Consider the following 8,587-nt stretch of genomic DNA (forward strand, 5'->3'; position numbering starts at 1 on the left):
GAAGGGGGCCTTCATGTACTCAGCCAGAGGGCCGCGGTGGTGGCGAAGCGGGTTCGCGGGCCCAGGCAGGGCGTGGGCTCGTGTGATCAGACGCCGAACTCGCGTGCTTGGAGACGGATCTCGCGTGCTTGGAGACGGATCTCGCGTGCTTGGAGACGGATCTCGCGAGTTCCGCCTCCAAGCACGCGAGATCCGTTTCTGATCACGTGAGTTCCGCGCAAGCGGACACCTCTGACGAGTCCCCGCGTCAAGAGCGCAGCCGCGCGACCGCGGCCTCGTACTCCTCGGCGATCCGCCGCACGATGTCGGCCGCGGGCAGGACGTCGGTCACCAGCCCGGCCGACTGACCCGCTTCGACCTTGCCGTTCTTCAGGTCCCCGTCGAGCGCGGCGTCCCGGAGCGAGGAGGCCGTGAACGCGTCGCGACGCCGTTCGAGGTCGGCCGCGGAGTTCTCGAGTTCGGTCATCCGGTCGGTGAAGTCGTTGGCCAGCGCACGGATCAGGCCGAGGTCCCGGCCGACCGTGCGGGTCGACTCGATCCCGGCGGCGACCACGGCGGCCTTGTAGTCCGGGTGGACGGTGGCTTCGGCGCTGGCGAGGAAGCGGGTGCCGAATTGCGCGGCTCCCGCGCCGAGCGCGAGCATTGCGGCCAGGCCCGCGCCGTCGGCGAGACCGCCGGACGCGACGATCGGGGTGTCCGGCACCGCGGTGGCGACGGCGCGGGTGAGGATCAGCGTCGTGACGAGACCGGGCGGCGGATGCCCGCCCGCCTCGGCGCCGACCACGACGAGCCCGTCGACACCGGCGTCGACGGCCTTCTTCGCGTGCTCGGTTCCGGCGACCACGTGCAGGCAGGTCGTCCCGACGTCGTGGAAGCGGTCGAGATAGCGCCGCGGCCCGCCCTGTGACGCGATCAGGACCGGCGGGCGGCGCTCGATCAGCAGGTCGATCACGTCCTCGGCGCCCGCCCGGTACAGCGGCAGGTTCACCGCCCAGGGTGACTCGGTGCCCTCGGCCATCTCGTCGAGGGTGCGGGCCAGGTCCGGCAGCCGCATCGGCCCGGCGGCGACGACGCCGAGCCCGCCGGCGTTGCTCACCGCCAGCGGCAGGGCCGAGCACGACGACGCCCACGACATCCCGGCCTGCACGATCGGCAGATCGATGTCCAGCAGGGTGGTGACCGGGGTCGCGATCCGCCTCATCGGACGGGCCCGAGCAGGGTGCGGGCGTGTTCCGCGAGCTGGTTCTTGCGCACCTTCGAACTCGCGGTCATGCCGATGCCTTCGAAGCCGTCGACGATCCGGAGATGGTGGGGCACCTTGAAACCCGCCATGTTGGCCTTAGCCCACCGCAGGAGCTCTTCCTCGGTGACCGCGCCGGGTTCACGCAGCACCACGAAAGCGAACGGCACCTCGACCAGCCGCTCGTGCGGCACCCCGACCACGGCGGCCTGCCGGACCGCGACATGGCTGTGCAGCACGTCTTCGACGTCGGCGGGGGCGACGTTCTCCCCGCCGACTCGGATGATGTCCTTGGTGCGCCCGATGAAGTGGAGCCTGCCGGAATCGTCGAGCAGGCCGACGTCCCCGGTGGACAGCCAGCCGTCCGCGTCGATCGCGGCGGCGGTCTGCGCGGGATCGTCGAGGTAGCCCCGCATGACGTTCCAGCCGCGGACGAGGATCGCGCCCGGGGTGCCCGGCGCGCAGTCGTGATCGCCGTCGAGCGCGCGGACGCGGACCTCCACCCCGGGTTCGACGGCCATCGCGCCGGAGGCCCGGAGCTCCTCGGGTTCCCACCAGCACGACTGCGCGACGTTCGGCGACGCTTCGGACAGGCCGTATCCCGCGACGCATTCGCGGGCGCCGAGTTCGTCGATCACCCGCCGGATCACCGTCGGCGACGCCGCGACCCAGGCGCCGCGCAGGTGGACTTGGCGCGTCGCGCGGTCAGGGTGGTTCAGCAACATCATCGCGATGGTGTCGTTGCCCGAAAAATGGGTGCAGCGCTCCTTTTCCAAGAGCCGCAAGGCCTCGGAAGCCTCGAATTTGGCCATGGCCACCAGGGTGATGGCGTGCTGCAGGCTCGAGAGCACCGACAAGGTGCTCCCGGCGACATGGAAGAACGGGCGGGCGCTGAGGAAGCGGTCGGCGGGGCGGAACCCTATCCGGGCACCGGAAAAGTACGCGTTCGCGCACATGTTCCGATGGGTGAGCAGGACACCTTTCGGCCGGGCCGTCGTCCCCGAGGTGTACTGCACGAGCAGGATGTCGTCCGGTTCCGCGGTGGCCGGGACGTCGTCACCGGCGGCGGCGAGGAACGCGGTCCAGGGCAGCACGCCGTCCGGCACGTCGGCGCCCAGCACCACCACGGAGGTCAGGTCGGGCAACGACGCGCAGCGTCCGTCGGAGTCGAGACCCAGTTCGCGCAGCATCGCGACGAAGTCGACGCGAAGCACGCGGTCCGCGACGAAGAGCGTGGACACCTTCGCCTTGGCCAGCATGTACCGCACTTCACCGGCGGTGCACCGGGTGTTGACGGGAACGGTGACGGCGCCGAGCGAGCCGATCGCGACGAACAGGGCGACCCAGTCGGGACCGTTGCCGAGGCAGACGCCGACGCGGTCGCCCCGCCCGACGCCGTGCGCCGCGAGCGCGGCCCTGATCCGCGCGACGTTCCGGGCGAGTTCGCCGTAGGTGACGCGGGATTCGGCGGTGACGACGGCCTCGACGTCCGGCGCCGTCAGCGCGGCGCGCTCCAGCGCCTCGTGCGCCGTGAGCGGGCAGGCGGTGCGCGGGTCCATCACTCTGCCTCCTTGCCGGTGGCCGAGAAGCGGTCGATGCCCTCACGCCAGTCGCCGGTACCCAGATTCTGCTCGATCGCGGCCATTTCGATGCGGATGCCGCGGTCGAGATCGGTTTCGGTGCCGAGATCCACCGCGCGTTTGGTCAGCGCGATGGCCCCCGGCGGGGCCTTGGTGATGTCCCGCGCCGTGGCGTCCCCGACGTCGGCCAGCTCCGCCGGGGGAACGACGCGGACGACCAACCCGAGATCCCGGGCTTCCTCGGCGCAGACGGGGCGATTGGTGAACAGCAGTTCCTTGGCGCGGCGCGGTCCGATCGCCCTCGGCAGCCGTTGGGTGGCCCCGATCGTGCCCCAGTGCGGCTCGGGAAACCGGAACGTGGTGCCCTCGGCGGCGATGGCGAAATCGGCGGCGAGGGTGATCTCGCCACCCGAGCCGACGACGGCCCCGTGCACCAGCGCCACCACTGGACGACGGCAGGCCGCGATCGCGGCGTAGGCGGCGAACGAGGCCGTTCGACGGCGGCGTACCCACGACGCGTCCTTGCCGGCGCGTTCCTTGAGGTCGGCGCCGGCGCAGAACACCGGCCCCTGCCCGGAGAGCAGGACGACGCGGACCGACTCGTCGGCGTCGATCTCGTCGAACACCTCACGCAGCCGAAGGCACAGAGGCAGGTCCACGGCGTTGCGGGCATCCGGGCGGGCCAGCTGTACCCGGGCGATCCCGTCGGAGACGTCGAGCCGGATCCGCTCGTCCACTCAGATCACTCCTTCACGGCACAGCGCGTCGATCTCGGCCGGGGCGAAGCCCGCTTCCGCGAGCACGGTCTCGGTGTCGGCGCCCAGCAACGGCGGGCTCGCCAGGTCGTGGGGCTCCGCCCCGGTGTCCCGCAACGGGGTTCGGATCGCGGAAAACGTGCCCTCGGTGGGATGCGAGAAGGCACCGACGACACCACGCGCCCGCGCGTGCGGATCGGCCAAGGCGTCGCGGACGCCGCGTACCTCGCCCACCGGTACGTCGGCCGCCCGCAGCTCCTCGACCAGCCGACCGCTTTCGCGGCCGCCGATCGCCTCGCGCAGCGCGCTCATCACCCGGTCCCGGTGGGCGACCCGCCCGGCGTTGTGGCGGAGCGCGGCGTCGGAACCGAGTTCGTCGAGGCGGAGCACCCGGCACAGCGGGTCCCAGTGCTGGTCGCTGCAGCTGATGTGGACCCAGCGCCCGTCCGAGGCCTCGAAGGCGGCCGACGGGACGCGACCGGGATGCTGGCTGCCGGTCCGCGCCGGATCCTCGTCGAGGGCGAACAGCCGGGCGGCGTTCAGCGCGTGCAGGCTGAGCTGGACGTCCATCATGGACACGTCCAGGTGGCGCCCGCGCCCGGTCGCGCTCCGGCCGGCCAGCCCGGTCAGCGCGGCGATGACCACCCAGAGCCCCGAGGTCAGATCCGCCACCGGGACACCGGTCTTGACCGGCGGGCCGTCCGGTTCGCCGGTCATCGCCATGATCCCGGACAGGGCCTGGAAGACGGTGTCGTAACCCTTGCGGGAGCGGTCCGGGCCGGTCTGCCCGAACCCGGTGGCGGACACGTACACCAGGCCGGGGTTGCCCTCGGCCAGTTCGTCGTAGCCGAGGCCGAGCCGGTCCATGGTGCCGGGCAGGAAGTTCTCCACGACGACGTCGGCCCGGGCGGCGAGCCGTCGGGCGGCGTCGCGGCCGCGCGTGTCCTTCAGATCGAGGGTCACCGAGCGTTTTCCCCGGTTGACGGCGAAGAAGTACGCGCTTTCCCCGGCGGGGAGCCGGGGTTCGAAGCCGCGGGTCTCGTCGCCGGACCCCGGACGTTCGACCTTGATCACCGTCGCGCCCAGTTCGCCGAGGATCTGCGTGGCCATCGGAGCCGCCAGCACCCGGGAGAAGTCGAGCACGGTGATGCCTTCGAGTGGCGGTGTCACTTGCGGAACCCCCGCATCAGAGCGTTGACGTCCTGTCCGGCGCGCATGGCGGCTTCGGTCGGCAGGTCGGCGACCCGGTAGAACAGGTCCTTGGCGGCGCTCAGGGCCCGTGGTTCCACCGCCGCCCATCCGGTGGCGATCTCCAGCGCGGCGGGGAGGACGTCCTCCGCCTCGACCACCCGGTTGACCAGGCCGTGTTCGAACGCTTCGGCCGCGGTGAGCAGTCTGCCGGTGCTGATCAGCTCGAAGGCGAGTTTGCGGCCCAGGTGCCGCACCAGGCCGGTCATCACCAGGGCCGGGACGAGGGAGTGACGCAGTTCCGGGTAGCCGAAGCGCAGGTCGGTACCCGCGACGACCATGTCGGCGCCGATCGCGAGACCCGCGCCGCCGCCGACCGCCGCGCCGCGGACGGCCGCGACGACCGGGGTGCCCATCCGCTGCATCCGGGTCTGCAGCGCGGCGGTCAGCGCCGCTCGCTCCAGCACCGCGCCGGGGTTGTCCGGGGTGAGGCCGGAGAACTCGGAAAGGTCCGCGCCCGCGCAGAATCCGCGGCCGTTGCCGGTGAGCACCACGGCGCGGACACCGGGATCGAGATCGGCGTCGTCGAGCGCGTCCCGCAACGCCCGGGTGAGGGCGGTGTCGAGCGCGTTGAGCTTGGCTGGCCGGTCGAGAGTGAGGATCCGGACCTGGCCGCGGTCCTCGGTGAGCAGGCTCATCGTCGGCTTTCTCCTTGTGTGCGGGCGAAACCGGCTCGCGCGACCATGCTGTGCAGCGGGCGGCCGAGTGCTTTCTCACAGGCGGCGGACGACTCGGCGAGCGCGTCGGGGTCCAGTCCTGTTCGGACACCCATCGCGTGGAAGAGATCGACGAGGTCTTCGGTGCAGACGTTCCCGGTCAGCCCGGCGCCGTAGCCGATCGACGCCGGATGGCCGCCGACCCCGCCCATCGCGCTGTCGAAATGGCGGCAGCCCGCGTCCAGCGCGGCCACCGCGTTGGCGATGCCCGCGCCCCGCGAATTGTGGAAGTGCGCGATCAGCGGAAGCCCGGGATGGGCCTTGCCGAGCCGCTCGAACAGGGCGGCCACGGTCTTCGGCGTCGCCACCCCGGTGGTGTCGCCCAGGGTGACCGCGTCGGCGCCGAGGTCGGCGAACCGCGCGACGTCCTCGGCGACCCGGCCCGGGTCGACAGCGCCCTCGAAGGGACAGCCGAACGCGACCGACACCACGCCGATCAGGCGGAAACGCTTGTCCGCCAACCTGATCATCTCCGCGACCCGCTCCCATTGGGCGGCGCGCGTGGTGCGCAGATTCCGTTCGGTGTGGCTCTCGCTGGCCGAGACCAGCAGGCTCAGCTCTTGAGCCCCGGCGCCGCGATCGAGGTCGGCCAGCGCGCGCGACACGGCGCGGGGGTTGGGGCACGTCGCCTTGAAGGCCACGCCCGGCCGGTGGCCGAGGGAAGCGAGCACCTCGCTCGCGTCGGCGAACGCCGGGACCCGCTCCGGGTGGCTGTAGCTCGTCGCTTCGACGCGGGTGAACCCCGCGCGCACGAAACCTTCCAGCAGGGCGACCTTGGTCGCGGTGGGCACGAACGCGGGCTCGTGTTGCAGCCCGTCCCTGGCGAAGCACTCACAAATCGTGACCCCGTCGGTCATCGAGTCACCTCCTCCGGTGACTCCAGAACTACCCGCCGACAGTTGATAATGTCAACACTTAGGGTTTCGTGTCACGCTCGCGCTCCTCCTGTTCGACGACGAGCGCGGCGTCGGCGAGTTTGTCCAGGGCGCGTTCGAGGATTTCGGTCTCGGCGGAGGTCAGGAGGCCGAGGAAGGCGGCGTCGCGCTCGTTCGCCGCGACGATGAGGCCGCGGTACACGGTGAGCCCGTCCTCGGTCAGCGCGAGGCGGGAGGTGCGGCCCGACGCTGCCGTGCGGTTCACCAAACCGCGCTCGACCAGCTTCGCAACGACCCTGCTCATCTGCGCTTTGTCCAGGCCGGCCCGGCGGGCGAGCCGGTTGAGCGTGAGGGTCGGGTCGGCGGCGATGAGGGCGATGGCCCGCCATTCGCCGAGGCTCACGTCGAACTCCCGGCGGTAGCGCAACGCCGCCGAACGCGACAGGGCGGCCGACGTGCGGGAGAGTCGGTAGGAGAGCAGCTGGGAGATCGGGACGAGCTCGTGTCCGTCCGGCCGTTCGGTCATGCCGGGCATCCTACCCATCGAGACCAAAGTGTTGACACTATCAACATGAGGGCTCATGCTCGCCTGGTCCCCGCCGCCGACAAGGGAGTCGAAGACCGTGGCCGATCCCAGTCCAGCCACTGAGCAGTCCGTCGTGCCGGTCGACCGGCCGGCCACCTACCGGGCGATCGCGCTGCGGATCATGCCCCTACTGGTGATCTGCTACATCGTCAGCTTCATCGACCGGACGAACATCGGGATCGCGCAGGAGGGTCTCAAACGCGATCTCGGCTTCGGCCCCGCGGTCTACGGCCTCGGCGTGACGGTGTTCTTCGTCGGGTTCATCCTCTTCGAGGTCCCGAGCAACGCGCTGATGGCCCGGATCGGCGCGCGGAAGTCCCTGGTGCGGATCATGGCCTCGTGGGGTGTCGTGACCGTGGCGACGATGTTCGTCCAGGACGAGTACACCTTCTACGTGGCGAGGTTCCTGCTCGGCGTCGCCGAGGCCGGGTTCTTCCCCGGAGCGCTGTTCTACCTTTCGCGCTGGTTCCCGTCGGCCCGCCGGACCCGCATGACCGCGATCTTCTTCATCGGGGTGCCGGTTTCCGGGATCGTGGGCTCGCTGGTCTCCGGCGGCATCATGCACGGCCTCGGCGGGGTCGGGGGCCTCGCGGACTGGCAATGGTTGTTCCTCGTCGAGGGGATCCCGCCGATCCTGCTCGCCCTCGTCGTGCTGTTCTGCCTCGCCGACGAGCCCGAGCAGGTCCGGTGGCTGACTCCCGCGCAGAAGGCCGCGGTCCGCGCAGACCTGGACGCCGATCAGCGGCTGAAGGGCGGCGCGGGCGGTACGCGGACCCACGTCGGGCTTCGCGAGGCGCTGAGCGACCCGAAGGTCTGGATCCTCGGGCTGTGCGCGTGCGGCGCGTACACCCTCGCGAACGCGGTTTCCTTCTGGGCGCCCAGGATCATCGCCGACGCCGGGGTGGGGGACGTGCTGAACCTCGGCCTGTTCTCCGCCGTGCCGCCGCTGGCGGGGATCGTCGCCATGCTGATCGTCGGACGGCATTCCGACCGCACCCTCGAACGGCGCTGGCACGCCGCCACCGCGTGGATCGTCGCGGCTCTCGCGATGTTCGCGATCTCCCTCTCCCACGGCAACGTCTTCGCGGTCGTGGTGCTGCTGGCCGTCCTGGCGGCGGCGCACTACTCGGGTTTGACGGTGTTCTATTCGATTCCGTCGATCTATCTTTCGGACCGCGCGGCCGCGACCGGAATCGCCGTCGTGACCTCCATGGGCTCCTTCGCGGCCGCCGCGTCGCCTTCGCTGCTCGGATTCATCCAGTCCGCGACCGGGAGTCTCGCCCTCGGGCTGCAGATCAGCAGCGGGATCGTGCTGCTCGCGGTGGTCGTCCTCCTCGTCGGCGTCCGGGCGGGTGACCTCAAGGAGAAGAAGTGAACCTCGCGCGCCGGGCCGGGGGTGGTCGTGAGCCTCCTGGGTTTCGGGTTCTGCAGGGTCGAAAGTCGGCGGTGCCAGGTCGGGTGGCGAAGTCCGTGAAGGCCTCCTTCCCTACTTTGAGGGTAGGGAAGGAGGCCTTCACGGCCTGGTGTGGATCATCGCCTTCCGCCGGGTGTGGCCCCGGCGGTAGTGCGTTGCGAAAGCCACTTTCG

At 71.0% G+C, this 8,587-nt stretch carries 8 protein-coding genes; 1 reads left to right on the top strand and 7 read right to left on the bottom strand.

Annotated features, from left to right (window positions below; genetic code table 11):
• Positions 1–247: 247 nt before the first annotated feature.
• From ACFWMR_RS41460 to ACFWMR_RS41490, 7 genes are read right to left on the bottom strand one after another with little or no spacing between them, the layout of a single operon-like run.
• Complete coding sequence (locus ACFWMR_RS41460; protein ID WP_378382358.1) at positions 248–1,201, bottom strand: NAD(P)H-dependent flavin oxidoreductase; 954 nt, start codon at positions 1,199–1,201, stop codon at positions 248–250.
• Positions 1,198–2,799 carry an AMP-binding protein gene (locus tag ACFWMR_RS41465; RefSeq protein ID WP_378382359.1) on the bottom strand — a complete coding sequence of 534 codons (1,602 nt, stop codon included), beginning with the start codon at positions 2,797–2,799 and terminating at the stop codon, positions 1,198–1,200. The genes ACFWMR_RS41460 and ACFWMR_RS41465 overlap by 4 nt, the downstream gene beginning before the upstream one ends.
• Positions 2,799–3,557, bottom strand: coding sequence for an enoyl-CoA hydratase/isomerase family protein (locus ACFWMR_RS41470; RefSeq protein ID WP_378382360.1), 759 nt, complete (start codon positions 3,555–3,557; stop codon positions 2,799–2,801). Before ACFWMR_RS41470 ends, ACFWMR_RS41465 begins: the two co-directional genes overlap by 1 nt.
• Positions 3,558–4,745, bottom strand: coding sequence for a CaiB/BaiF CoA transferase family protein (locus ACFWMR_RS41475; protein ID WP_378382361.1), 1,188 nt, complete (start codon positions 4,743–4,745; stop codon positions 3,558–3,560).
• Positions 4,742–5,461: an enoyl-CoA hydratase/isomerase family protein gene (locus ACFWMR_RS41480; protein WP_378382362.1), complete on the bottom strand. Its 720-nt coding sequence runs from the start codon at positions 5,459–5,461 to the stop codon at positions 4,742–4,744. The genes ACFWMR_RS41475 and ACFWMR_RS41480 overlap by 4 nt, the downstream gene beginning before the upstream one ends.
• Positions 5,458–6,396 carry a hydroxymethylglutaryl-CoA lyase gene (locus ACFWMR_RS41485; protein WP_378382363.1) on the bottom strand — a complete coding sequence of 313 codons (939 nt, stop codon included), beginning with the start codon at positions 6,394–6,396 and terminating at the stop codon, positions 5,458–5,460. Before ACFWMR_RS41485 ends, ACFWMR_RS41480 begins: the two co-directional genes overlap by 4 nt.
• A gap of 58 nt (positions 6,397–6,454) precedes the next feature.
• Complete coding sequence (locus ACFWMR_RS41490; RefSeq protein WP_093938430.1) at positions 6,455–6,940, bottom strand: MarR family winged helix-turn-helix transcriptional regulator; 486 nt, start codon at positions 6,938–6,940, stop codon at positions 6,455–6,457.
• Positions 6,941–6,995: 55 nt separating this feature from the next.
• On the opposite strand from ACFWMR_RS41490, the gene ACFWMR_RS41495 reads away from it, so the two are divergent.
• Positions 6,996–8,375 carry an MFS transporter gene (locus ACFWMR_RS41495; protein ID WP_449224354.1) on the top strand — a complete coding sequence of 460 codons (1,380 nt, stop codon included), beginning with the start codon at positions 6,996–6,998 and terminating at the stop codon, positions 8,373–8,375.
• Positions 8,376–8,587: the final 212 nt, after the last annotated feature.

It is taken from the genome of Amycolatopsis thailandensis (genome assembly GCF_042723255.1).
Taxonomy (GTDB): domain Bacteria; phylum Actinomycetota; class Actinomycetes; order Mycobacteriales; family Pseudonocardiaceae; genus Amycolatopsis; species Amycolatopsis thailandensis.